General features: G+C 40.3%; 17 protein-coding genes and 2 pseudogenes. 7 read left to right on the top strand and 12 right to left on the bottom strand.

Features of this window, described 5'->3' with window-relative positions:
• Positions 1-376: pseudogene (locus U735_RS26170) on the bottom strand (porin); the annotation flags it as partial.
• A 341-nt stretch (positions 377-717) separates the two neighbouring features.
• On the opposite strand from U735_RS26170, the pseudogene dgt reads away from it, so the two are divergent.
• Positions 718-2,058 (top strand): annotated as a pseudogene (dgt, locus tag U735_RS24310) (dGTP triphosphohydrolase).
• On the opposite strand, the gene U735_RS24315 reads toward dgt, so the two are convergent.
• Genes U735_RS24315 through U735_RS0100025 form a run of 3 tightly spaced genes read right to left on the bottom strand, consistent with a single transcriptional unit; the run spans position 2,055 to position 4,961 of the window.
• Complete coding sequence (locus tag U735_RS24315) at positions 2,055-2,855, bottom strand: DUF3078 domain-containing protein (RefSeq protein ID WP_316933008.1); 801 nt, start codon at positions 2,853-2,855, stop codon at positions 2,055-2,057. The pseudogene dgt and the gene U735_RS24315 sit on opposite strands and share 4 nt — an antisense overlap.
• Positions 2,771-3,181: a hypothetical protein gene (locus U735_RS25850; RefSeq protein ID WP_232233134.1), complete on the bottom strand. Its 411-nt coding sequence runs from the start codon at positions 3,179-3,181 to the stop codon at positions 2,771-2,773. The genes U735_RS24315 and U735_RS25850 overlap by 85 nt, the downstream gene beginning before the upstream one ends.
• A 1-nt stretch (position 3,182) precedes the next feature.
• Positions 3,183-4,961, bottom strand: coding sequence for a 1-deoxy-D-xylulose-5-phosphate synthase (locus U735_RS0100025; RefSeq protein ID WP_031441859.1), 1,779 nt, complete (start codon positions 4,959-4,961; stop codon positions 3,183-3,185).
• Positions 4,962-5,112: 151 nt separating this feature from the next.
• Here U735_RS0100025 and U735_RS0100030 point away from each other — a divergent pair, with 151 nt between their 5' ends.
• Both U735_RS0100030 and U735_RS0100035 read left to right on the top strand, forming a co-directional pair.
• A complete protein-coding gene (locus U735_RS0100030) occupies positions 5,113-5,562 on the top strand; it encodes a nucleoside deaminase (protein WP_031441860.1) in 450 nt (149 codons plus the stop codon).
• An 82-nt stretch (positions 5,563-5,644) separates the two neighbouring features.
• Entirely contained in the window at positions 5,645-6,064 is a 420-nt protein-coding gene (locus U735_RS0100035) for a hypothetical protein (RefSeq protein ID WP_031441861.1), read from the top strand.
• An 81-nt stretch (positions 6,065-6,145) separates the two neighbouring features.
• Here the strand turns inward: U735_RS0100035 and U735_RS0100040 are convergent, their stop codons facing one another.
• The 4 genes from U735_RS0100040 to aspS all read right to left on the bottom strand — a co-directional run bounded on the left by U735_RS0100040 (position 6,146) and on the right by aspS (position 10,292).
• Positions 6,146-6,340 (bottom strand): cold-shock protein, encoded by a 195-nt coding sequence (locus U735_RS0100040; protein WP_031441862.1) that lies wholly within the window; start codon positions 6,338-6,340, stop codon positions 6,146-6,148.
• 91 nt (positions 6,341-6,431) lie between these two features.
• Complete coding sequence (locus U735_RS0100045) at positions 6,432-6,683, bottom strand: hypothetical protein (protein WP_031441863.1); 252 nt, start codon at positions 6,681-6,683, stop codon at positions 6,432-6,434.
• A gap of 13 nt (positions 6,684-6,696) precedes the next feature.
• Entirely contained in the window at positions 6,697-8,490 is a 1,794-nt protein-coding gene (locus U735_RS0100050; RefSeq protein ID WP_031441864.1) for a chloride channel protein, read from the bottom strand.
• Between the two features lie 53 nt (positions 8,491-8,543).
• Complete coding sequence (gene aspS / locus U735_RS0100055) at positions 8,544-10,292, bottom strand: aspartate--tRNA ligase (RefSeq protein ID WP_031441865.1); 1,749 nt, start codon at positions 10,290-10,292, stop codon at positions 8,544-8,546.
• Between the two features lie 178 nt (positions 10,293-10,470).
• On the opposite strand from aspS, the gene U735_RS0100060 reads away from it, so the two are divergent.
• The 3 genes from U735_RS0100060 (at position 10,471) to U735_RS0100070 (ending at position 15,293) form a co-directional block, all read left to right on the top strand.
• Positions 10,471-13,443, top strand: coding sequence for a SusC/RagA family TonB-linked outer membrane protein (locus U735_RS0100060; RefSeq protein ID WP_031441866.1), 2,973 nt, complete (start codon positions 10,471-10,473; stop codon positions 13,441-13,443).
• 18 nt (positions 13,444-13,461) lie between these two features.
• Positions 13,462-14,742, top strand: a complete 1,281-nt coding sequence (locus tag U735_RS0100065) for a RagB/SusD family nutrient uptake outer membrane protein (RefSeq protein ID WP_031441867.1) — start codon at positions 13,462-13,464, stop codon at positions 14,740-14,742.
• A gap of 200 nt (positions 14,743-14,942) precedes the next feature.
• Positions 14,943-15,293 (top strand): toxin-antitoxin system YwqK family antitoxin, encoded by a 351-nt coding sequence (locus U735_RS0100070; protein ID WP_031441868.1) that lies wholly within the window; start codon positions 14,943-14,945, stop codon positions 15,291-15,293.
• 306 nt (positions 15,294-15,599) lie between these two features.
• On the opposite strand, the gene U735_RS0100080 is transcribed toward U735_RS0100070, so the two are convergent.
• Genes U735_RS0100080 through U735_RS0100095 form a run of 4 tightly spaced genes read right to left on the bottom strand, consistent with a single transcriptional unit; the run spans position 15,600 to position 22,277 of the window.
• Positions 15,600-19,088 carry an efflux RND transporter permease subunit gene (locus U735_RS0100080; RefSeq protein ID WP_031441869.1) on the bottom strand — a complete coding sequence of 1,163 codons (3,489 nt, stop codon included), beginning with the start codon at positions 19,086-19,088 and terminating at the stop codon, positions 15,600-15,602.
• Positions 19,089-19,095: 7 nt separating this feature from the next.
• Positions 19,096-20,265, bottom strand: coding sequence for an efflux RND transporter periplasmic adaptor subunit (locus U735_RS0100085; protein ID WP_031441870.1), 1,170 nt, complete (start codon positions 20,263-20,265; stop codon positions 19,096-19,098).
• A 22-nt stretch (positions 20,266-20,287) separates the two neighbouring features.
• Positions 20,288-21,628: a TolC family protein gene (locus tag U735_RS0100090; RefSeq protein WP_031441871.1), complete on the bottom strand. Its 1,341-nt coding sequence runs from the start codon at positions 21,626-21,628 to the stop codon at positions 20,288-20,290.
• Between the two features lie 43 nt (positions 21,629-21,671).
• The gene (locus U735_RS0100095; RefSeq protein WP_031441872.1) at positions 21,672-22,277 is read right to left on the bottom strand and encodes a TetR/AcrR family transcriptional regulator; all 606 of its coding nucleotides are present in this window, start codon (positions 22,275-22,277) and stop codon (positions 21,672-21,674) included.
• Positions 22,278-22,436: 159 nt separating this feature from the next.
• Here U735_RS0100095 and U735_RS0100100 point away from each other — a divergent pair, with 159 nt between their 5' ends.
• On the top strand, positions 22,437-23,411 hold the full coding sequence (locus U735_RS0100100) for a polyprenyl synthetase family protein (RefSeq protein WP_031441873.1): 975 nt from the start codon (positions 22,437-22,439) through the stop codon (positions 23,409-23,411).
• Positions 23,412-23,414: the final 3 nt, after the last annotated feature.

Consider the following 23,414-nt stretch of genomic DNA (forward strand, 5'->3'; position numbering starts at 1 on the left):
TACCAATTGAAGGTTTCCTGATGATATAACCGTTCTATGTTGCCAGGGAGTTTGGTCTGACCTACCCATAGTTCAAAATTTTGATAAAAATTCCACATGACCACGGCATCCAATATATATTCTTGGAGCGTCACTTGTGTATTGGGAGCCACCATCCCCTAATAATTAGCCCAAATTCAATTTTGTCTAGGCCCGTTAAAAATCTTTTTAAAATTTTTTTAGTGGTACTACCTAAAAGTTGTATCCTTGCGGCAATTTTGGCGCTCCAAGTGCTATCCTTTCCTATTAAATTGAAAAGGCCTTTGCCAAATTCGGGGGAATTGGGTTCCTGAGAATAAGATACAAAAATAGAGCACAATGCAAGCCCTAGGGGCATTTCATTTTCATAATGTATTAGTTTTTGTCGGGTGCAAAGTACCAACACATATGTTAAGTTAATGTTAATCTATAAACAATTTTACTTTAAATGAAAAAAGCTACCTTGGCCAGAGGTAGCTTGAGATTTCAATTACATAGTCGACAAAAACTAATATTTTAAATGAAACCAATTTAGTCTTAAGACAAACGCTAAGATGGGGATAGGGATTGAATTCATTGTAATCTTAAGTTTAATTAATCGTTAAAATTGGGGTTCTGGTTTTGGCAGGCTAAAGGGAAGATGGTTTTATTATGTGTTGAATGTCTAAAAATGTATCTTGCGGCCGTTAAATAAAGACTATGAATTGGGAACAGCTTTTATCCTTAAAGCGCTCTGGGGATACCCACAAAAGAATAAGAAAGGAACAGGATGAAACCCGATTGGGTTTTGAAGTGGATTACGACAGGGTGATATTTTCTGCAGCCTTTAGGAGCTTACAGGACAAGACTCAGGTAATACCCCTTTCCAAAACCGATTTTGTGCACACCCGTCTAACCCATAGTTTGGAGGTCTCGGTGGTAGGTAGAAGCCTTGGAAGGATAGCAGGGAAGAAAATTCTGGAAAAACATCCTCATTTGCGCGAAGTGCACGGCTTTCATTTTAATGATTTTGGAGCTATTGTAGCCGCCGCGGCCTTGGCACATGATATAGGCAACCCACCTTTTGGGCATAGCGGGGAAAAGGCCATTGGGGAATATTTTAAAACAGGCAGGGGCAAACAATTTGAAACAATGTTGACCCAAAAAGAAATCAGGACATCATAGATTTTGAAGGAAATGCCAATGGATAGATTATTAACGGAATCCCGCCAGGGTGTTGAAGGTGGATTGCGACTTAGTTACGCCACTTTGGGCGCTTTTATGAAGTATCCAAAGGAATCCTTGCCCAAAAAACCGACCAAACATATTGCGGACAAGAAATTTGGGTTTTTCCAACAGGATGTGGCTTCTTTTCAGGAGGTGGCCACTGAACTTGGACTGGAATCAAGGGGAAAAGGCAAGGACATTGGTTTTTGCAGACACCCCCTAACTTTCCTAGTAGAGGCGGCTGATGATATCTGTTATACCATTATCGATTTTGAGGACGGAATCAATTTAGGGCTTATTTCAGAGGATTATGCCTTGGAATATCTAATAAAGTTGGTTAAGGACAGTATCAATATTAAAAAATATAATAATCTTGTCTATATGGAGGACCGTCTGAGCTATTTAAGGGCTTTGGCGATCAATACCTTGATATCCGATGCAATTGCTATTTTTATAGAAAATGAGGATGCTATTTTAAAGGGGGAATTTTCGGTTTCCTTGATGGATAAAAGCAAGTTCAAGGCCCAGATCCAAGACATTATTACATTAAGTGTACAGAAGATTTACAGGTCACAAGAAGTATTGGAAAAAGAAATAGCAGGGTACAGGATTATCTCGGACATTTTGGATGTATACAATACGGCATTGATCAGGAATAAGGAAGGGAACAGTTCCAATTATGACCGACTTATGATTTCTACTTTGCCCGAAGCCTATAGGGAAACCAAAGGTTCTACATACGACATACTTTTAAATACCTGCTGCTATGTTGCCAGCTTATCGGATAGTGCCGCAGTACATATCCATAATAAAATTATGGGGAAACAGCTTTAAAAATCATATGTTAAGCCAACCCCCAGCAATTGTTTAAATTGTACTTTACGCTTTCCCGGGGTTGTAATGGTACCGTCTGCAGCTTTTACCTCGTCGAAAATAATGTCGTGGTCATATAGGACATGGGTACCTATGGATGCCTTTACATATTTGTTTACGGTCAGGTCCACGTTTACTTCCCAGTCAATATCTATGTTTCCAAAATTCTTTACATAATCCGAGTATAATTGCAGCCTGTGATTTAATTTCACATTTTCATAAACCATGGTTTCCCAGGTGTTGGACACCAAAAAACCAAACTCCAGATAAACATTTTCGCCCTCTTTTATGATGTTGCCATCGGTATCTATCAGTGCTCTTTGTACCCCAAAGGCGCCGTTGTTGGCCAAGGTTTGGTCTAACACAAAGGTAGATTTGAAGGTAAGCGGGGCTAAACGCAGGTTAAATTTTTTGCCTTCGGGAATATAGGAGGTACCAGCACCCAATAGGGCATACCCAGGCGCCATAAATCTGGAAATGGGTTTGTCCCTATCAGGGTATTTGTAACCATTGGAGAATTGTGTCCTAAATTCTGCGCTGGCGGAATAGTACCAATTACTTATGGTATCCCTTCTAAACGCAAAGGTGGAGGAAAACCGCAATGCATCATCGGATTTTCTTAATTTAAAGCCTTCTTGGGCATTAAGACCATATCGTATGTCCAAATTGTTGTTTAGTTGAACGTATCTAAATTTATAATTTCGTACAAATTTGGCGCTGGCCAGTCCTGAAATGGAATTGTTACCCCCGCATTCCAGTTTACAAAAGCTACCTCGCTAAAATTAAATCCAAGTTTATTCTCCTTTTCCCAAAATGATGGAATTCTAAAACGTCTATATTTTTCTTCAAGTGGCTTGGTGCGTTTAAATGAAACAACTGGATTGGTCAGGTCCGCCCCCCGTGGAATGTACTTTATTTTGTCCTGCAAGGTCCGTATTACTATGGTGTCTATGCGCATGGAATCAACACGCATCGAATCTACCTGGGTGGAATCCGGGGATTGTGGAGCAGGAATGGTATCTTGTGAGAATAAAAAATTAAAATTTAGGAACAGAAGGACAATAATGAAAATTTTACCGTACATGCTAATCAATATTCAAAAGGTTGTTAATATAATTTTTTAAGGTCGATATGTCTATTTTAGATATTTTATGGAGTTCTTCAACGGTTCCCTGCTCTATAAAAACATCTTCAATTCCAAAAATTTTTATTGGGACAAAACTATGGATCTCGTTGGCATATTCCAAAATTGCACTTCCAAATCCCCCCATTTTACAGCCATCCTCAATGGTAATGACGCTTTCATAGGTCAAGAATATTTTCTGTAACATAAGGGTGTCCAAAGGTTTTACAAAACGCATATTGTAATGGCCAATTTGGCCCCTTTCATTCACGTCCTTTAGTAAATCACTAACCATATTCCCAATATGACCGATCGAAAGTACCGCAATTTTCGTTCCTTTTTTTAATTCTTGGGATATTCCAATCGGAATTTTATTGAATTTTTGTTTCCAATCCAATGTCACGCCTCTCCCTCTAGGGTATCTTATGGCAATGGGATGCTCTAAGCCTAGTTGTGCAGTGAACATTATATTCCTTAGTTCAATTTCGTTTAAAGGTGCAAAAATAATGAGATTTGGAATACACCTTAAATATGCCATATCATATATTCCGTGATGGGTGGCACCGTCCTGCCCTACCAGGCCTGCACGATCCAAACAGAAAATAACCGGAAGATTCTGCAGTGCCACATCATGAATGATCTGGTCATAGGCACGTTGTAAAAAGGTAGAGTAGATATTGCAAAATGGGACCAGGCCTTCTGCAGCCATTCCACCGGCCATGGTTACTGCATGTTGCTCTGCAATGCCCACATCAAATGCCCTTTCGGGGAGTTGTTCCATCATGTATTTTAGTGAGCTTCCGGTAGGCATTGCTGGAGTTATTCCCACTATTTTTTCATTGTTTTCGGCCAATTCCACGAGGGTGTGCCCAAATACATCCTGATATTTTGGAGGTTGTATTTCAGAGGTTTTGGGCCAAAGGTCGCCCGTTTCCTTATTAAATTTTCCGGGAGCGTGATATACAACTTGATTCTCCTCGGCTTTTTGGAGCCCTTTGCCCTTAGTGGTTATGATATGGAGCAATTTGGGTCCTTCAATTTCCTTTAGTCTCTTTAGTTCCTTGATCAAGGCCGCCAGATCGTGCCCATCCATGGGGCCTGAATAGTTAAAATTTAGACATTCAAATATGTTTTCGTCTTTGGCAGTACCTTTTTTAACATTGGTAAGGTATTTTTTCAAGGCCCCTACACTGGGATCAATCCCTATGGCGTTGTCATTTAGGATAATAAGGATATTGGCATTGGTGTCCCCTGCATGATTAAGCCCTTCAAAAGCCATACCACTAGCAATGGAAGCATCACCTATTACAGCAATGTGCTGCATATTCTTTATACCCTTTATTTGTGAGGCCAAGGCCATTCCCAGGATTGCCGAAATGGAGGTTGAACTATGTCCGGTGCCAAAGTCGTCATATAGGCTTTCTGAGCGTTTCGGAAATCCGCTTATTCCTCCCAATTGCCTATTGGTGTTGAATATTTCCCTGCGTCCTGTTAGTATTTTATGGCCATAAGCCTGATGGCCAACATCCCATATTAGTTTGTCTTTTGGAGTGTTAAAAACATAGTGAAGGGCGATGGTTAGTTCTACAACGCCTAGACTCGCTCCCAAATGTCCTTCTTTGGTGGCAACGATGTCTATAATAAACTCCCTTAATTCTTGGGCAAGTTGTATTAAATCGACTATTTCCAAGGTTCGAATATCCTTAGGGTCGCTAATATGTTGAAGAATTCCCTTGGGCATACTAAAAAAGTTACGCAAAACTAATGTATTTAAATATTGAATGGCATGTTTTATAGTATAGGATTGGCGGTTTTTCATGATATTTTAATCAAATGGTATTTTTTTTGAACCTTCGCCAATATTGTTTACTATTGTGCCTTAATTGTTAGGTATGATAAACCCGTTTGACGACAACTATTTTATGAAAAAGGCCTTACAAGAGGCAGAAGCTGCTTTTGAAATAGGTGAGGTGCCTGTTGGGGCCGTTATTGTTGTTGAGAACAGGATCATTGCCAGGGCACATAATTTAACCGAGCGTTTAAACGATGTTACGGCACATGCCGAGATGCAGGCCATTACGGCAGCAGCCAATTTTTTGGGGGGCAAATATCTTCACAATTGCACCCTATATGTAACCCTGGAGCCTTGTCAAATGTGTGCAGGTGCTCTGTATTGGAGCCAAATTTCCAAAATTGTCTATGCAGCAAAGGATATGGATAGGGGCTTTGTAACCATGGGAACCAAAATACATCCCAAAACCGAATTGGTGAACGGGGTAATGGAGGAGGAAGCATCGGAAATTTTAAAACGCTTCTTTATTCAGAAGCGCAATTTAAATTAGAAAGCAATCATTTGCATTTACCAAGTACGCAACTTATTAATGGCTTTTGCATCTAATTTTTAGTTCAACAATCTTGGGTAATATGAAAGCATATGGATTAATGCTCTTCTTGGGTTTGATTTTTGTCTTTACTGGATGTTCCACGGATAATGCACATGAAAAGAACGACAAGCTTGGTGGAACTTGGAGCCTGATCAATGTTAGTGGCGGTTTCGCTGGGATTGATGAAGATTTTGAAAAAGGGGCAATTGTTTGGAAATTCGACACCAAAGATGGGACATTGATCGTTGCCAATAATGACGGGTCCAACGCAATACACAATGGCTTGCCAACAGGGACCTACACTTATTCCGTTTTACAGGAGAAAGACCAATTCTATTTGGAGGTTAATGACAAGGAGATTGGGGAGATTGTGATTGACAAATCACAATTGGTGCTGGACCAAAATAGCACTACAATGGGCAATGGAGCCGATGGTTTTGTAATGGTTTTGGTAAGATAGTTAAGGAATTGATAGGTTGGTCAAAAACAAAAACCCCTAGCGGATACCAAGGGTTTACAATTTTTTCAAAATAAAATAGTATTAGCCAATTACTTGCACTTTTGCAGCAACTATACCCTTGCGCCCTTCTTCTTCCTGATATTCTACTTTGTCTCCTTCGTTAAGTTCAGTTCCGTTTAATGCAGTAGCATGAACAAAAATGTCCTTACCCGTGTCATCGTTGGTAATGAAGCCATATCCCTTGGATTCATTAAAAAATTTTACAGTTCCAGTCATTCCAATGAAATTAAAATAATAATCGTTTAGATTACTAATTTATGTTTTTTTGGTCAAAATTGGATATAATCAATTTAAAAAAATATCAAAATTACTGCTTGTCCTTGGTTTCCTTTTCCTTTCCCTGCATTTTTCTAATGTTTTCCTCGGTGAGCATATAATCCTTCATTTTTTTGCCTTTGCTCACCTTGATAAGAAAGAGGGGCATGGCGACCAAAAATATGCCGACTGTACCAAAACCTATGCATTTATTGGATAAGGCCAAGTTTTCTTCACTAATGCTAAAGCCATAAATGATGGAAGCTAAGGAAGCCAATAGAATTAAAGAAATAATATACTTCATTTCTAAGCAGGGTTTATGAGGTTAAATTTATTAATTTTCTTCTGTAAGCGGTCAAGAGCTTGGATTTGGAGATAAAACCAACATACTTTTCATCCTTAATAACGGGCAGGTTCCAAGCACCACTATTTTGAAATTTCTCCATAATATCCGTCATTTTATCCTTGTCCAATTCAATAATTTCAGGGGGGGTGTTCATTATGTCGGCCGCCATCACTTCTTTGTACAATTTCTGATCGAACATAATGGGGCGTATGTCATCCAATAAAATAATCCCCAATAGTGTATTGTCTTCCTTATCAATTACAGGAAATATATTTCTATTGGATTTTACCACCGCTTGGTGTACAATATCCCCTAGGTTCATCTCAGGGTATATAGGCACAAAACTATCCTCAATAACCTTGTCTATATCCATCAAAGTCAAAACGGCATGGTCCTTATCATGTGTAATTAATTCTCCCTTTCTACCCAATTCCATGTTGTAGACAGAGTGTGAGTGTACGTATTTGGTTATGGAAAAGGAGATTGCTGAGGTTATCATTAACGGAATAAACAATTCATACCCCCCTGTAACCTCCGCTATAAGGAATATTGCCGTAAGTGGGGCGTGGAGTACCCCGGCCATTAGACCGGCCATTCCCACTAGTGTAAAATTACTTTCAGAAATTTGGTTTGGGAAGATTCCAACACTGTTAATTGCTTTGGCAATGCAATTGCCCATTATACTTCCCATAAATAGTGTAGGGGCAAAGATACCCCCAACGCCCCCGGCTCCAAAAGTTAGGGCACAGGCAATAATTTTAAAAAAGACCAATCCTGCAAGTAATCCTATTACCAACCAGGCATTTGTTAGGTCCAATTGAAAAATGTTATTTTCCAATACCTTTTCAGGGTTGCCCTTGATGAGGTTGTTGATAACATCAAAACCTTCCCCATATAAAGGAGGGACCAGATATATTAATATTCCAATGGCAATTCCTCCATAGAGCAACCTTTTTACGGGGGAATCTATTTTGTCAAATAGCTTTTGGACCCGTTCATATACTTCTGTAAAATATATGGAAGTTAAGCCCGCAAATAACCCAAGAACTAGGTAAAAGGGAATGTCGGACATTATAAAGTCATCTTCAAGTTTAAAGGGTAAAAGAATATCGTTCCCGAAGAAAAAATAGGAGGTTATAATTCCCGAAAGTGACGCTAAGAGCAAGGGCAACATGGAGGCGATGGTCAGATCCAGGCTAAATACCTCAATAGCAAAAATAATGGCGGCAATAGGGGCTTTAAATATGGAGGACATGGCTCCGGCTGCCGCACAACCTATGAGTAAGTTCCTTGTGGTCTGGTTTACGTGGAACATCCGTGAAATATTGGAGCTTATTGCCGCTCCCGTAGCCACAGTGGGACCCTCCAATCCAACCGAACCTCCAAAACCAACAGTTATTGGTGCTGTAAGTATGGATCCAAACATCTGATATTTCCGCATGATTCCCTTTTTTTTGGAAATCGCAAAAAGGGTGGATGGTATGCCGTGGCTCACCTTGTGCCGGATTATATATTTAATAATCAGGTAAACAGTGGTAAATCCTATAATAGGGAAAACGAAGTAAAAGGCCTGGTGGTAATACCTCACCAAATTGCCTTCCAATAAATGTTGAAAAAAGTGGGTTAAATTTTTAAGTATAACGGCTGCTATCCCAGAGGTAAACCCAACCAAAACACTGAGCAGGTAAATAAATTGCCTTTGGGAAATATGTTTTGCGCGCCAAACCAAAAAGTTGGTAAGCCAAGATTTTTTTAGTGCTGCCATGATTTTGAAAAAATCCTGCCAGGTACTGGACTAGCAGGATTTTAAAGATATGATTATAAATCCAATTTTAGGTGCAGTTCCTTCAACTGCAAACCGTCAATCGGGGCAGGGGCATCGATCATGACATCGCGGCCACTATTATTTTTTGGAAAAGCTATAAAATCGCGAATAGTTTCCTGTCCGCCCAAAATGGCCACCAACCTGTCCAATCCAAATGCCAATCCCCCATGTGGTGGTGCCCCATATTGAAAGGCATCCATTAAAAACCCAAATTGTGCCTTGGCTTCCTCAGGACTAAAACCAAGATGTCTAAACATGGTGGCCTGGATCTGCTTATCGTGAATACGTATGGATCCACCGCCAATTTCGTTGCCATTCAACACCAGATCATAGGCATTGGCCTTTACAGCTCCCGGATCGGTATCCAACAACTCCAATTGTCCAGGTTTGGGAGAGGTAAACGGATGGTGCATGGCATGGTAGTGGCCAGTCTCCTCGTCCAGTTCCAATAATGGAAAATCTATTACCCAGAGAGGAGCAAACTCATCCTTTTTGCGTAGCCCTAAACGTTGGGCAATTTCCATTCTAAGTGCGCTTAACTGTGTCCTTGTTTTATTGGTGTCTCCCGATAGTACGCAAATTAGGTCCCCCGCCTTTGCTCCGGTGGCTTCTGCCCATTTAGCTAAATCTTCCTGATCGTAAAATTTGTCTACCGAAGATTTGAAGGAGCCGTCGTTGTTATATTTGGCATAGACCATTCCTTTGGCCCCTATTTGAGGTCTTCTTACCCAGTCTACCAGTGCGTCAATTTCCTTTCGGGTATAGGCCGCTCCCCCGGGGATTGCAATACCCACCACCAATTCGGCCTCGTTAAATATTGCAAAGTCCTTATGTTGGGCAAGGGCGTTAAGTTCGCCGAATTCCATTCCAAAGCGGATATCCGGTTTATCGTTGCCATATTTTTTCATGGCGTCATCATAAGTCATTCTTGGGAACTTGTCAATAGAGACACCTTTTATTTCTTGTAACAAATGTCTGGTCAGTCCCTCAAAAACATTTAAAATATCTTCCTGTTCCACAAAGGCCATCTCACAGTCGATTTGTGTAAATTCCGGTTGCCGGTCTGCCCTAAGGTCTTCGTCCCTAAAGCATTTAACGATCTGGAAGTACTTGTCCATTCCCCCAACCATCAATAATTGTTTAAATGTTTGGGGAGATTGTGGCAGGGCATAGAACTGGCCTTCGTTCATTCTGCTGGGAACCACAAAATCGCGGGCGCCCTCTGGGGTAGATTTTATCAAATAAGGGGTTTCCACTTCAATAAAACCTTGGTCTGAGAGATATTTTCTAACCTCAATGGCTACTTTATGCCGAAAAATGAGGTTGTTCTTTACAGGATTTCTACGGATGTCCAGATATCGGAATTTCATGCGGATATCTTCGCCCCCATCTGTCTGGTCTTCTATGGTGAAAGGCGGCACCAGGGATTTGTTAAGTATTTTGATCTCAGAGACCAGTACTTCCACATTTCCAGTAGGTATGTTTGGGTTTTTTGAAGTTCTTTCAATTACGGTTCCTTTGACCTGTATCACAAATTCGCGACCCAAGGATTTTGCGACTTCCATAATTTCTTTGGAAGAACGTTCCTCATCAAAAATGAGCTGGGTAATACCATATCGATCCCGAAGATCGGCCCATACCACAAAACCTTTGTCCCTTACTGTTTGTACCCATCCTGACAAGGTTACTTGTGTCTGTTGATGGGTTTCCCGCAATTCACCGCAATTATGACTTCTATACATTTTTTATATCATCTAAGAAAAGGCAAATGTAAGAAGTAATAGGGTAAGCTGAAAAAAATATCCTCAATTGAGAAATTGAAAATTTTGATTACAAAATTTTATCATATTCTAAATTATTTTAGAGAATATTAACATAACTTATTTATTTTAGTATATAATTCTAACGAAACTTAATAATATGAAACAGAAATTAATTAAGAAGAACATGTTCTTATTTTTCTTAATGGCACCTCTGCTATTATTGGCTCAGGATGTTGTTAAGGGAAAGGTAACGGACTCAAGTCTCGGAGATCCACTTCCTGGGGTAAATGTGGTCATTAAAGGAACCACTACGGGGACTACTACGGATTTTGATGGTAATTATGAACTTTCGGTCGATAATTTTCCATCCATTCTTGTGTTTTCCTCCTTGGGGTATGCCTCAAAGGAAATGCAGTTAAGCGGGCCAAGTACTTTAAATGTGGCTTTGGATGAATCTGCAACTGGTTTGGAGGAGGTTGTTGTGACAGGTCTGGCCACCTCGGTAAAACGAAGTAATGCAGCTAATGCTGTTGCTTCGGTATCTGCAGAGGAGCTAACGGGTAGGACGCCGCCACAAACTTTGGATGGTGCCTTGGCCGGGAAATTTGCTGGTGCGCAAATTACAGCTGCATCTGGAGCACCTGGGGGCGGTATGTCCGTAAAATTAAGAGGTGTAACCTCCATTAATGGGCAAGGTCAACCACTGTATATTATAGATGGGGTATATGTGAACAATAATAGCGTATATGCGGGGGGATTAAACGAAATTTCCAATGCTGCAGGTGGAGGGGCTTCATCTACGGATTCACAGGATAATGCATCCAACAGAATTGCGGATATTAATCCAGACGACATTCAAAATATCGAGATTCTTAAGGGTGCTTCTGCCTCCGCAATTTACGGATCTAGGGCAGCGGCCGGTGTAATTATTATCACAACCAAGAAAGGGAAGGCTGGTAAAACAAAAATAAATGTTTCTCAAGCTTTAGGGTGGAATGAGGCCGTAAACCTGCTTGGACAAAGAAATTGGACTGCGGCCTTGGCAGAGAGTGTTTATGGGGAAGGGGCCTTATATACTGCTGCTGAATCTGCGGGAAGACTAAGGGATTATGAGAAGGTGATATATGGGGAAAAGGGTTTTATCACCAATACCAACCTTAGTATTTCAGGTGGGGGCGAAAAGACCTCATTTTTTGGAAGTTTTACCAATAATGAGGAAGATGGAATTGTTAAAAGGACAGGAGCCTCCAAACAATCGCTTAGGTTAAATGTTGACCATAGGATAACAGACGATATTAAATTATCCTTGACCGGAAATTACTTGAAGTCCAGTGCTGATAGGGGATTCTTTAACAATGACAACTCCAATACTACTATAGGAGTTTCCCTTTTGTTTACTAGACCTTGGGACTATTTGCTTCCCGATGCGGATGGTAATTATCCTGACCACCCTGCTAATTCCTCCAATCAAATTCATACGCGTGATGTCATGACAAATAATGAATCTGTAAGCCGTTTAATAGCAGGTGGGGCTTTGGATGTTAATTTATTTAGAAATGAAAATCAAAGTTTGAAAATGATTTTAAAGGCTGGTGTTGATACCTATACCTTAAAAACCACAGTTTTTTTTCCAAGGGAATTGCAGTTTATGAGTCCGGCCGTAGGGGGAGTGGATGGTTTGTCCTCTGACGGTACTACCCAGAATGCCGATGCGAACTTTTCGGGTTTTTTGGTACACAATTTCCGTACAGATAATGAACTTAGTTTTACTACCCAAGCTGGTGTCACCAATGAACAATTTTCCCAAAATACAGTTAGGGTTACTTCTACAGGCTTAATAGCTTCTGAGCAAAATGTGGATCAAGCGGCCAATGTAAAAGTAGATCAATTTAGGTTGGAGCAGGAAGATGCCGGTTTTTTCGTTCAGGAAGAAGTTAATTACCAGGATAAAATTGTGGGAACTCTCGGTATAAGGGGAGATAAATCTTCCAACAATGGCGATGCCAATAAGTTGTTTTACTATCCAAAAGCTTCATTGGCGGCAAATATTCACAACTTCGATTTTTGGAATATTGAGGCAATGAATCAATTGAAATTGAGGGCAGCATACGGGGAAGCAGGTAACTTTGCTCCCAATGGGGCATTATTTACAACGTATATCAACTCTTTAATAAGTGGTAATGTAGGGATTATTACTCCTGCAACCCTTGGAGATCCATCTATACAGCCAGAAAGACAAAAGGAATTTGAAATAGGTCTGGATGCTGGATTTTTTAACAACAAGGTAACCTTGGAATTCACTTGGTATAATAAAAAAGTGGAAGACCTTATTCTCCAAGCGGACAACGAACCATCTTCGGGTTATACCTTCCGTTGGGCCAATGCCGGTGCTCTGGAAAATAAAGGAGCGGAAATAGGTTTAAACGTAAATGCTTTTGATTCTGAAAATTTTTCTTGGGATTCCGGTATAATTTGGTTTAGGAATAGATCCGAAATAACAGAATTAACCGTGGCGTCTTTTGATACCCAAGGTTTTGGTACTGGTTTGGGGACATTTAGGATAGAAGAGGGTAAAAGTGCCACACAGATTGTTGGTAATGACGAAAATGGTAACGTTGTGGCATTAGGAGATGCCGAGCCCGATTTTCAAATGTCCTTCAACAATAATTTCAAATACAAAGATTTTACCTTATCGTTTTTTTGGCATTGGAAGAAAGGGGGAGATAATGTAAACCTTAGTAGGCTGCTCTCGGATTTTGGCAATACTAGTGCCGATTATGATAAGATGAATTTGGACCCATCAGGTACCTTGAATAATGGAGATTATAGAAAAAGTGCATTTGGTGGGGGTTTTGCCGATCCCTTTGTGGAAGATGCATCTTATTTGAAATTAAGGGAGATAGGGTTGTATTATAACCTTCCGGAAAATGCGCTCCAGAAACTTTTTAATGGCAATGTTTCCAATGTAAAAGTTGGACTTTCCGGACACAATATCATCAATATTTTTGATTATAATAGCTATGATCCAGAAGTTTCCAATTTTGGATCGACTGCTGCAGGAATAGGAATTGAGGTAGCACCATTTCCATCGTCCAAACGATTCATGTTTCACTTGTCAATTGGACTTTAATAATTAAAAAAAAATAATATGAAAATCGCAATTAGAATAAAAGTTCTATTTATGACCATGATCGGATTTCTGGTTTTTGGTTGTACTATTGAAGATGGGAAAGATCTGAATGGACCAGAAACAGTATCCATTTCGGACGGAGTTTCCAGACCGGAATTGCCTCAAGTGGTATCTGGAATTTTAGCCGATATGAGAGATCGATTGAATACTCAGGTAGATGTTATTTCTGTAGTAGGAAGGGATTATTGGAGACATCAAAGTTCCGATCCCAGATGGACCGGAGATCTTATGACGGGTGTATTGGATGACAACGCCTTTTATCTTACAACCCCATATGCCGCCAGATATGCGGTGGTAAAGGAATGTAACCTTTTGTTGGAAGGACTGGAGAACACTACAACTGATTTTTCGGAAGCCGAGAAAAGTGCTATTAGGGGATTTGCCAATACCATAAAAGCTCATGAACTGTTGACAGTGTTAAACATGTTATATCAAAATGGTATACGCACTGATGTGGCCGATCCTGATAATTTGGGAGGTTTTGAGGGCTATGATGCCGCACTTAACACCATTTTGGGCTTGTTAAATAGTGCTGCCACTGATTTGGCAACAGGTGGGGATGTATCCCCAAATACTTTGGGTGTGTCCTATTTGGAATTCAATAGGGCATTGACAGCAAGGGTGGCCGCTTATCAAGGAAATAATTCATTGGTATTAAGTGCTCTGGATGATTCTTTCATGGACTTCGCGGGAGACATGTACCTAGGAGCATATTACCAATTTTCGGCAGCGGGTTCGGATGAATTAAATCAATTATTTTTTGCCAAGAATTCCACTGGGGCCAACGCTAGAATAGCGCATCCTGATTTTGTTAATTCCGCTGAGGCAGGGGATAATAGGTTGGATAAGGCAGTTTTAAGAACAGATGGACCTCTGAATATTGGGGGTTTAACTCCTGGCACCCATGATGTATATATTTATGAGTCCAACACGGACCCTGTGGCCATGATCAGAAATGAGGAGTTAATTCTTTTATATGCCGAGGCTAATATGACAGATAACCCAGGAGAAGCTGAAATGGCTATCAATGTGGTGAGAAATGCTGCTGGACTTGGCCCAGTCCTTCCAGGTAGTGTGGATGAGGACAGACTTTTGTATGAAAGGAGATATTCCTTATTTGCAGAGGGTCATCGCTGGATAGATTTAAGAAGGTTTGATAGGCTGGATGAGTTGGTAATAGATAGGGCAGGAGACAATAGGGTGACACAATTTCCTATCCCACAGAATGAAGGTCAATAATTTGGCGATGTAATGTATCAAAATATCGATTAAAACAGAAACTCCCTTTTTTAGGGAGTTTTTTTGTTTTGTAAACCTCTAAAAAACAAGTATTTAATGTTTCAATGTAAATTTAATGTTAACTAAAGGTTTATTTTTCGTAAAATATATGTATCTTTATTTCGTTAAGAGATTATAGATAAACATAAAATCCCAAAAAAATGAAAGGAATAACACTAATTTTTGCACTAATATTTTCAGTTGTAATCAACGCACAAGATATAAAGCCTGTTTTTGAACAAGATGGTGAAATGTTAAAAGCCACCTATTATCATGATAATGGAGTAGTTTCCCAAGAAGGTCAATTTTTAAACGGAAAACTTCATGGAGAATGGAAGATGTTTGCTGAAGATGGGAAGAAAATCGCCATGGGTGAATATACCGAAGGAAAGAAAACAGGAAAATGGTTCTTCTGGGATGCAAAGAAATTAAAAGAAGTAGATTTTGTTGACAGTAAAATCGCCAATGTAACCGAATGGAACAGTATGGGCCAATTAGCGGTGAATAAATAATATTTTTTTTTAGCATTGGAAACCCGGCGTATATCGCCGGGTTTTTTTGTTTTGGATCTTACCGGAATACGTTAACGAGCATATTATTCGTAAAAGGGAAAAGTGTATGGACTATAATTTTGCTTCCAAAATCCAATGTATAGGTATTGCCTTAGGCCTAGTTTTCCTTAATGGCTCCGGAGCCGATAATACCCCGGGTATTTCTCCAACAGGATATTGGAATTGATAGAATAAGTACAGGTATAGTGCAAAAAAAGGAGTCTGTTTTATTAAAACAGGCTCCTTTTGGAATTGGTTGCAAATAACCTAGGCCGCTGCAACTTTCTCAGTTTTTGGCTTACCAATGCCCCTTAGGGCTATTTTCATCCTGTAGGTAATATTAAATAGTACAGGAACAATGATCAACGTTAGGAAGGTGGCTACTATCAATCCAAAGATTACCGTCCAGGCCAATGGTCCCCAAAATACCACGTTGTCCCCACCCACGTATATATGCGGGTTAAATTCCGAAAACAAGGCAAAGAAGTCGATATTTAATCCTATTGCCAAGGGGATCAATCCCAATACGGTGGTAATTGCAGTTAGAAGAACCGGTCTAAGCCTGGCTTTTCCTCCCTTAATGATGGCTTCTGTTGCATCTTCCCTTGTCAATAAGGCTTTGTCATCCATGCCTAGTTTTACCTTCCTACGGTCTATAAGAATCTGGGTATAGTCCAAAAGAACCACCCCATTGTTCACCACGATACCTGCCAAGGAAATTATTCCCATCATCGTCATCATGATGACAAAAGACCAACCTGTAATCATTAGACCTCCAAATACCCCAATAAAACTTAGGAAAATGGCAATCATAATGATCAGTGGCTTGGAAATACCGCCAAACTGAAATATCAATATCAACATAATAAGGCCCAATCCGGTGAAAAATGCGCCTACAAGGAACATCATCTGTTTGTTCTGCTCCTCTATCTGCCCGGTATAGTCAATTTTAATATCGGCAGGAAGGTTTTTAAATTCTTCCATTTCCTTTTGGATCTCGGCAACAATGGCCGCCGCATCCGTAAAACCAGGTTGAAGTCCGGAATATACGGTAACTACACGTTTATTGTCCCTGTGCTTAATGGCACTAAAGGCCGACGTATTTCTTTCGCTGGCCACGGCAGAAATAGGAATTTCCTTGATTTTGCCCGTAGATTGGTCCCTAAAAATGATATTTTGGTTGAAAAGGGCACTTTTATTATATCTTAAATCTTCGCTAAATCGGACATTGATATCGAAATCATCTCCATCTTCCTTAAAAACCCCGGCTTTTTCACCAAATAAGGCCCTGCGCAACTGGTTCCCCACTTGCCCTACAGAAACCCCTAGTTCACCTGCCTTCTTACGGTCTACGGCTACCTGCATGGAAGGCTTGCTTTTGTTTACGTCGATTTTTATTTCTTCTATACCAGCGATATTTTTGGTATTGATGAAGTTTCTAATGTCTTCCGCGGTATTGATCAATTGGTCGTAATCTTTTCCTTCCAATTCAATGTTGATAGGATAACCAGCCGGAGGGCCATTGGCCTCTTTTTCCACCGAAATGGCTACACCGGGATAAACACCGCTTAGTCCGGCCTGAACCTTGGCACGGATGTCCTCCGTGTTTACTCCCCGCCTATATTTAAATTCACTGAAGTTGACAGTAATTTTGCCCTTATGGGGCATTTCGGCAGAAGAACCCCCATCGGCCAATGGGTTACCGGCGCCTTCGCCAACTTGGGATACGGCTGTGGTAACAATAAAGTTGTCCCCGTTGTAGAAATAAGTTTCGTCATTGACAATGCCATAGACCTTTTTTTCTATGTCAAGGGTAATTTCATTGGTCTTTTCTATGGCCGTACCTTCAGGGTATTCTATATAGACATATATTTCATTGGGGATATTGTCCGGGAAGAATTCTATTTTGGTCCTTCCACTGCCTACGGACATACCGAACAGCATAAACACAACAACCAGTAGCATTGCTGTTATTCCAAAATACCAGTATACATTTTTCCCCCTTAAGGCATGTACAAGTCTTTTTTCGTACCAGTTTTCAAAACGGGTCATCGTATTTTTTTGAAAGCGAAGGGCCCATTTTTTCAATACATATTTGTAAATCCAAAACATAGCCGCCGTTAAGATCATTACAGAGCCAAGTCCTCTCATTGCCCCACCGAACAACAGTATCAATAGCCCAAGACCGCCCATAACAATGCTTATGCGAATCAGCTGTTTTCTGGTCAGTTCTTTTTCATCCGTATCCATAAAATTGGAAACCAACATGGAGTTCATAAATATGGCTACAAACAGAGAGGATCCCAATACTACCGACAAGGTAATTGGAAAATAGATCATAAACTGTCCAAATATCCCAGGCCATAGACCTAGCGGAACAAAGGCTGCGACAGTGGTGGCCGTGGAAATAATAATAGGAAAGGCAATTTCACCAATTCCTTTTTTCGCGGCTTCAATTCGCGGCATTCCCTCATCCATTAGACGATACACGTTTTCTACCACTACAATACCATTATCTACCAACATTCCCAGTCCCATGATCATTCCAAATAAAATCATGGTATTAAGTGTGTAGCCCAACCAGGACAGGATCATAAAGGACATAAACATGGACATGGGTATCGCAAAGCCGACAAAAAGGGCGTTGCGGAACCCTAAGAAGAACATTAGGACCCCTACCACCAAAATAATTCCGAAAATAATATTGTTTACCAAGTCATCTACCTGGTTAAGCGTTCTTGTGGAAGAATCGTTGGCAATGGAAATGTGAAGATCGGGAGGGAAATAGTTGGCCTTTGTGGTCTTGACAATTTCCTTGATTTGATCTGATGCCGAAATGGCATTTTGGCCTGCGCGTTTTTTAACATCCAACATCACAACGCTTTCCCCAAATTCCCTGGCATAGGTGGTTTTATCCTTTTCATCAAAATAAATAGAGGCAATATCTTTAAGGTAAACGGCCCCATTCTCGGATTTAACCACAAAATCGTTGAGTTGGCTTGGATTTTCTATCTCCCCTAAAATACGTATGGTACGGCGTTGGCCACCTATCTTTAAATTTCCTGCGGACATGGTCATGTTTCCATTTCCAATAGCCTGCATTACATCGTCAAAACTAACCTTGGCAGCCATCATTTTATAGACATCTACCGCAACCTCCACTTCTTTTTCCTGTGCTCCACGGATGTCGGCCTTCTTTACTTCCGGGAGATTTTCAATCTCGTCCTGCAGGTATTCGGCATACTCCTTTAGTTTTTCTACCGGATAATCCCCGGTAAAATTGATGTTCATAATAGGAACTTCTTCAGAAAAATTTAGATCGAACACATTGGGCTCTACCTTGGCTCCGTTAAAGGTGGGCCAGTCTTCACTAGCTTTTTCACCATCAACCTCATCCTTTACCTTTTGTTTTGCCGCTTCTACGGTAATTTCTTCGTCGAACTCAACCGTGATAATGGAATAATCCTCCTGTGAGGTGGAAATAATTTCCACCACATTGCTAATATTCTTTAATTCATCCTCCAAAGGATCTGTTATCAACCTTTCTATATCCTCCGCCGTATTTCCGGGATAGGGGGTACTTATATAAATCTTGGTCTCTATGATCTCTGGGAAGTCTTCTCTTGGCATGGCCAGATAGGAGGAAAAACCGATCCATAGAAAGATACCGATCATTACATAAATAACCGATGGGTTATCTATTGCCCAGGACGATAAACTAAATTCTTTGTCTGCGTTTTTTTGTAGTTTGCTCATGGACTTTTTAGTTTAAAACTTTCACTTTTTGACCATCCTTTACGCTTCTGGCGCCTTCTTTAATGATGTGATTGCCGCTACTGATTCCAGAAAGAACTTCCACGTAACCATTTTGGGTCTTACCTGTGGTGATGATTTTCTTGGTTACTATGGCCTCGTTTTCGGCGTTAAGTTCCTCGGCTACGTAGGCATACTGCTCTCCATCGGCATTTTCGGAAACGATACTTTGTGGAATAAGAATTGCATTTTCACTGGTGTAATCGTTCAATTGTACCTTGGCGGTCAAGTTGGGCTTAATAGTGCCTGTCTTGTTGGGAACAGGGATTTCTACAGTAAAGGACCTGTTACCAGGATTAATAAAGTTTCCGGTTTGTCTAATATTGGTCATAATACTATCGCCTAGAACAGGGAAATATACTTTGGCTTCCTTGCCATTTTTTATGCTTCCCAAATAGGTTTCAGGTACCTCCACTACGATGTACATGTCCGAGAGGTTCACTATTCGGAAAACTTCGGATCCTGGACCGGGAGCAACCACTGTTCCCTGGTCTTTGATAACATCGTCTATAATTCCGGAAAAAGGCGCCCTAATGGTGGACTTGCCCAATTGACTCTGCATTTGTTTAACCGTATTTTCGGAAGCTTCATAGTTGGTCTTTGCCTGTAAATACTGAATTTCGGAACCTATCTTTTGTTCCCACAATCTTTTTTGACGCTCAAAAGTAGTTTTTGCCAATTGCGCCTGAGTTTTTAATTGCTCCAGTTGGCTGCCCATACCGCCGTCATCTATACTGGCCAAGATTTGACCTTTAGTGACTTCTTGTCCCTCCTTAACATATACTTTGTGCAGGACACCTTGCATTTCCGGATAGATCAATACATTTTGTTTGGTTTTTACGTCTCCCTGTAAGTCCAAGAAATGGTCAAATTTTTTGGGATCGGCTATAATTGTGGTAACTAAGGGAAGGTTTTCATTTCCGCTCATTGATCCAATTACCGAATCCAGTTTTTTCATTTCGGACTCCAATACCTTTTGTTGCTCAAAAAGCTCACTTTTTTTGGTGCGCAGTGCGTTAAGGTCTCCTCCAGATATAAGGTCGTCTACAGTTTTTTGATTATCGCTTCCACAAGAAACCAATAGGGTTCCCAATATGAATATTTGAAGAATTTTGTTCATAGTTATAATTTCTAGGTTGATGTTATAGTTTGCTGTTAAGTACCGTCTCCAAGGTCGTTTTATTGTTTATTACCTCTACCATGGACTGCAGGTATTCCTGCTGTGCATCATAGAGTTGTGTTTGAGCCTGCCTCAGCTCAAAACTGGTGGCAAGTCCTTCGGAGTATTTTATTTCATTTTTCATTTCAATACGTTCGGCCAAGGCCAAATTTTCACTTGCCGTATTGTACTGCTCAATAGAAAAGAGGTAATTGCTCTTGGCGGTTTGGTGTTGTAGGCGAATACTTTGTTCCGTCTCGGATTTCTGTGTTCTTGCCTTTTCAAGCGCAATTTTTGCCCTCGCGGTCTTGGCACTTCTGCCAAGGGAACTAAAAATAGGGATACTAAGGTCAAAACCCAGTATGGAGGAATCAAACCATTCCGCTTCGTTGTTTAAAAAATTAAACCTATCACTATAAGAAGTGCTGCCGTAATTTATAAAGGCATTCAGGGTAGGCAAGGCCAAACTTTTTTGCAGCTTAAGCTCCAATTCCCTTTGCTGGTTTAGGTTGTCCACCATTTTAAAATCTATATTGTTGTCCATGACCAAATCTTCATCCAAAAGATCCAAGCGAATTTGCGCCTGGGCCAAATCGGACAGATTTTCCTTTAGTTGGGTAGGAGCATCTATATCCAGACCCATTATAAGATTTAACATCTGTAGGGTAATGGACTGAAGGCGTAAGGAGTTTTTTAATTGATTTTCTACCGATGATAGGGTAATCTGCAATTGCTCTACGCTTTCCTCATCGCCAAGACCATTTTCGAAAAGCTTTTGGGTTTCAAATAAATTTTTCTCCAAATTGGCCTTGTTCTTTTCCAGTATGGCGATACTTTCCTGGGACAACAATACATTGCCGTAGGCTTCCACTACAGATTTGCGCACGTCCAATTCTGTCTTTTCCTTATTGTTGTTGCTGTAGGCAATAAATGCCTTTGTAGCTTGTATGCCAACGATATAGGAACCGTCAAAAATTTGTTGTTTTAGGGTGGCAGTGGCACTGGCAGTTTGTGGCTGACTAAAGACTATGGGGATAAAGGTTCCCGGTTCCTGCCCTGCCAATTCGCCCGGTAACAGGGAGACAGGCTGCTTTAATTGGTTTTGATAGCTAACGGCACCACTTATTTGGGGCAGGCCGGTGGCAATGGTTTCCCATTTTTGTTTTTGGGCATCCAACAGATCTCTATCTGCATTAATGGCCCCATAATTATTCTCTATGGCGAAATTAATGGCTTCCTCCAGAGTAAAACTATAAGTTTGTTCCTGGGCGTAGGACCAAGTAGCTGTAAATAGCATCAATAGCGCTAAAAAACTGTTTTTCATAAAATTGGCTTTAAGTTTTTTGATAAGGTCATTTAGCTTTAATTTATTCATAAGTTGAATTGATTATATCATTTAGTATCTTTCTACCCTTGGGTGTTACAATTCCGCGTAAATGATATTCAAGAAAATAATCCTGTAATTCTTTTGCAGAGAAATTACCTTGCGGGAAAAAGCGGTCGTCCTTAATACTGGCCACACCGGAAATATAAATCCGAGATACAAATTCCACGTTTAAATTTTCCCTGTAAATCCCCATTTCCAAACCTCTTTTGATATTGTTTACAGTACATTCCTGCATAAGTTCATATTGCTTTTTACTAAGGTTGTCAAATATTTTGGGATAGTATTTTTGCAACTGGTATTGGGGGGAAGATTTTTCATCCTTCAATTGCGAAATAACAAACTTCTTAATGTCGTACAATTCCTCAATAGGATTCTTTCCACTGGAACATATTAAATCTATTCCCAAATTAATCCGATTCAATAGGCCGAAAGTGCATTCCTGTACCAACTTTGTCTTGTTTTCAAAATGGGTGTAGATCGTTTTTTTTGATATCCCCATTTCATTCGCCAAATCATCCATGGTAACACTTTTAAACCCGAGGTTCAAAAACATATCCGTTGCCTTTTCTAAAATTTTTTCCTTCATAGAGTCGGCAAAGATAGTTGCGGAAACTTATAAAACAAAAAAAGTTTCCTAAGTTTTACGTTTTCTTAACATTTTGGTTCAACACTTCTTTTTGCATCTGAATTTGTTTCCCTATGGTAAGTGATTGCTTTTAATGTATTTTTGAAGAAAATTGCCACTATGCATTATATTGAACAGTACAGGTCCCAGTTTTTGGCCCATATGGAGCAGAAAGTGAAAATTAAGGAACCTGTAAATCTTTATGGGCCAATTTCCTATATACTAAATCTAGGGGGGAAACGATTAAGGCCAGTATTGACAATGATGACCACTGATATTTTGGGAGGCGACCATAAAAAAGCTTTGGATGCTGCATTGGCCGTGGAGGTATTTCACAATTTCTCTTTGGTTCATGATGATATTATGGATGAGGCCCCCTTAAGGAGAGGGAAACAGACCTTGCATAAAAAATGGGACCTAAATACCGGAATTTTATCAGGTGATGCAATGTTGATATACAGTTATCAGCTTTTGGAAAGTTACCCTTCCATGACTTTTAAGAAATTGTTGCAGGTGTTTAGCCAAACCGCATTGGAAGTTTGCGAAGGGCAGCAGTACGATGTGGATTTTGAGAGCAGGGAAGATGTTACTATTCCAGAATACCTGATCATGATTCAAAATAAAACTGCGGTATTGGTGGCAGCGGCTATGAAAATGGGAGCTATAATAGCAGACAAACCGGAAGATGTACAAGATTTGATATATGATTTTGGAAGGAATCTAGGTATCGCCTTTCAGTTGCAGGACGATTATTTGGATGCCTTTGGGGATCCCGAGACTTTTGGGAAACAGGTTGGGGGCGATATTATTGAAAACAAAAAAACCTATTTGTACTTGAAAGCCTTGGAAATGGGAACTCCAGAACAGGCTCAGGAGCTGGAGCACCTGTATTCCATTAAGCCCAAAGACGCCAAGGACAAAATAACTACCGTTAAGGAATTATTTGAAGAAACCGGATCAGTTTCCAGAACTATTGAAGAAATAAAACGTTATACCGACAGGGCATTCACAACTTTGGAAATGCTAGATCTGGAACCTGGGAAAAAGGACATATTAAGGCAGTTCGGGACTGCCTTAATGAATCGCGACGTTTAAGGT

The sequence above is a fragment of the Arenibacter algicola genome (assembly GCF_000733925.1).
Classification (GTDB): Bacteria; Bacteroidota; Bacteroidia; order Flavobacteriales; family Flavobacteriaceae; genus Arenibacter; species Arenibacter algicola.

Excerpts from the sequence above, each read along its gene's own strand:
- U735_RS0100030 (WP_031441860.1), top strand. The coding sequence starts at position 5,113 with ATGATAAACCCGTTTGACGACAACTATTTTATGAAAAAGGCCTTACAA.
- U735_RS0100085 (WP_031441870.1), bottom strand. The coding sequence starts at position 20,265 with ATGAACAAAATTCTTCAAATATTCATATTGGGAACCCTATTGGTTTCT.
- U735_RS0100090 (WP_031441871.1), bottom strand. The coding sequence starts at position 21,628 with ATGAAAAACAGTTTTTTAGCGCTATTGATGCTATTTACAGCTACTTGG.
- U735_RS0100060 (WP_031441866.1), top strand. The coding sequence starts at position 10,471 with ATGAAACAGAAATTAATTAAGAAGAACATGTTCTTATTTTTCTTAATG.
- aspS (WP_031441865.1), bottom strand. The coding sequence starts at position 10,292 with ATGTATAGAAGTCATAATTGCGGTGAATTGCGGGAAACCCATCAACAG.
- U735_RS0100035 (WP_031441861.1), top strand. The coding sequence starts at position 5,645 with ATGAAAGCATATGGATTAATGCTCTTCTTGGGTTTGATTTTTGTCTTT.
- U735_RS0100080 (WP_031441869.1), bottom strand. The coding sequence starts at position 19,088 with ATGAGCAAACTACAAAAAAACGCAGACAAAGAATTTAGTTTATCGTCC.
- U735_RS0100025 (WP_031441859.1), bottom strand. The coding sequence starts at position 4,961 with ATGCCCAAGGGAATTCTTCAACATATTAGCGACCCTAAGGATATTCGA.
- U735_RS0100050 (WP_031441864.1), bottom strand. The coding sequence starts at position 8,490 with ATGGCAGCACTAAAAAAATCTTGGCTTACCAACTTTTTGGTTTGGCGC.
- U735_RS0100065 (WP_031441867.1), top strand. The coding sequence starts at position 13,462 with ATGAAAATCGCAATTAGAATAAAAGTTCTATTTATGACCATGATCGGA.
- U735_RS0100040 (WP_031441862.1), bottom strand. The coding sequence starts at position 6,340 with ATGACTGGAACTGTAAAATTTTTTAATGAATCCAAGGGATATGGCTTC.
- U735_RS0100100 (WP_031441873.1), top strand. The coding sequence starts at position 22,437 with ATGCATTATATTGAACAGTACAGGTCCCAGTTTTTGGCCCATATGGAG.
- U735_RS0100045 (WP_031441863.1), bottom strand. The coding sequence starts at position 6,683 with ATGAAGTATATTATTTCTTTAATTCTATTGGCTTCCTTAGCTTCCATC.
- U735_RS0100095 (WP_031441872.1), bottom strand. The coding sequence starts at position 22,277 with ATGAAGGAAAAAATTTTAGAAAAGGCAACGGATATGTTTTTGAACCTC.
- U735_RS25850 (WP_232233134.1), bottom strand. The coding sequence starts at position 3,181 with ATGTACGGTAAAATTTTCATTATTGTCCTTCTGTTCCTAAATTTTAAT.
- U735_RS0100070 (WP_031441868.1), top strand. The coding sequence starts at position 14,943 with ATGAAAGGAATAACACTAATTTTTGCACTAATATTTTCAGTTGTAATC.